Origin of the sequence: Streptomyces sp. URMC 126 (genome assembly GCF_051386555.1) — a bacterium.
Lineage (GTDB): Bacteria > Actinomycetota > Actinomycetes > Streptomycetales > Streptomycetaceae > Streptomyces.
The window spans coordinates 1-1878 of the sequence record NZ_JBPQTX010000571.1 but is presented as its reverse complement, the minus strand read 5'-3'; the positions used below and the strand labels follow the sequence as shown (position 1 = coordinate 1878).

Genomic DNA, 1878 nt, shown 5'->3' with positions numbered 1-1878 from the left:
TGTGTATAAGAGACAGCCGCCCAACCGACCGCCACCCGCGCCTGGCGCATCACCTACCGCTCGACGACGGCCAAGGGCACCCCGAACACCGTCTCCGGCACGGTGATCGTCCCCCGCGACGGCAGAACCGGCCCCCGCCCGCTGATCACCTACGCGGTGGGCACCGTCGGCCTGGGCGACCAGTGCGCCCCGTCCGCCGGCTTCCCGCGCGGGACGACGGTGGAGGCCAACCTCATCCAGTTGCTGACCGCCCGTGGCTGGGCCGTGGCGGTGACCGACTACGAGGGCCTGGGCACCGAGGGCGACCACACGTACGTCGTCGGCCGCTCGGCGGGCCACGCCGTCCTCGACGCGGCGCGCGCGGCGCTGCGCCTGCCCGAGGCGGGCCTGTCCGCGAACGCGCCCGTCGGCATCATGGGCTACTCGCAGGGCGGCCAGGCCACGTCCTGGGCCGCGGAACTGCACGCCACCTACGCGCCCGAGCTGAACGTGAAGGGCACGGCCACCGGCGGCGTCCCCGCCGACCTCCTGCGGACCGCCGACTTCAACAACGGCGGCATCGGCGCGGGCCTGATCCTCATGGCGGCGTCGGGCCAGAACGCCGCCTACCCCGAACTGCGCCTGGACGACTACCTCAACGACCGCGGCCGCGGCTACCTCCGCTTCCTCAAGGAGAACTGCGTCGCCGCCAACGTGGCCGCCGGCCTGTTCAAGAAAATATCGGACGTCACCGTCCGCAACCCGCTCTACGAAGCGGACTGGCAGCGCGTCCTCCGCTCCTCGAACCTCGGTACGCACGCCCCCGACCGCCCCGTGTACCTCTACCACGGGACGGTCGACGAGCTGATCCCCTACGACCTGGGTCAGCGCCTGCGCGCCGACTGGTGCAAGCTCGGCACCGACGTCCGCTGGACGTCCCTGCCCCTGACGGAGCACGTCGGAGGCGCGATCGTCCAGGCGATCCCGGCGGCGAACTGGCTGGCGGAACGTTTCGCCGACCGCCCGGACCGAGGCAACTGCGCCTGACCGCGCGCCCCGCGGGCATCAGGCGGACTTGACCACACCACCGACGCCCACGGCCTGCCACCGCCGGCCGCTCACCAGATTCTCCAGCCCCACCCACGCCACGTTCATCAACGTCTCCGCCGTCTCCTTGGCCGAGGGGGCGGCGCCGGCGGGCCCGTTGGCCCACCCGGCGAGCGACTCGGCGGCGCCGACCAGGGCGTGCGCGAGGCCGGTGACCTCCCGCCCGTTCAACGGCACCCGGCCCGGCGCCGCCTCGTCGGCCTCCTCGGCCGCCTCCTCGATCAGCCGCACGACGACCTCCACGATCTCCTCGCGCAGCCCGGCCACCATCCGGTCGAACGGTTCCCCGTGCGTACGGGCCCGGCAACTGAGCACCGCCCACCCCTCCGGGTGCGCCGCGGTGTGCGCGAAGAACGCGCGCAGCCCGTCCCAGAGCCGGCGGTCCGCCGGGGTGTGCGGCTCGACGGCGGACCGCACCGCGCCGAGCAGCGCCTCCGCCTCGCGCCGGATACAGGTCCCGAACAGTTCCTCCTTCGAGTTGAGGTACAGATACAACAAGGGCTTGGAGGCCCCGGCCAGTTCGGCGATCTCGTCCATCGAAGCGGCGCTGTAGCCGCAGCGGGCGAACACCCGCACGGCGGCGTCGATCATCTGCCGCTCCCGCACCTCCCGGGGCATCCGTCGGACCCTCGGTTTCTCCCGCCGTCCCGGCACGGACGCCCTCGCGCCGGCCCGGCTCCTGGCAGCGTCGGTCTGTGCAGTGGTCACAAGAAGCATCCCTCCGCCCCCGTTACAGTACGGGCAGGTAATATCACGCGCCCCCACCCGTCAAGGGCGGCCATCAGGCCGCCC

General features: G+C 72.9%; 1 protein-coding gene and 1 pseudogene. One reads left to right on the top strand and one right to left on the bottom strand.

The annotated features are described in order from the left end of the window. Positions 1-21 precede the first annotated feature (21 nt). Positions 22-1026 (top strand): annotated as a pseudogene (locus ACSNOK_RS32785) (lipase family protein); the annotation flags it as partial. 18 nt (positions 1027-1044) lie between these two features. Here the strand turns inward: ACSNOK_RS32785 and ACSNOK_RS32780 are convergent. Beyond that, entirely contained in the window at positions 1045-1704 is a 660-nt protein-coding gene (locus tag ACSNOK_RS32780) for a TetR/AcrR family transcriptional regulator (protein WP_436784434.1), read from the bottom strand. Between the last annotated feature and the right edge of the window lie 174 nt (positions 1705-1878).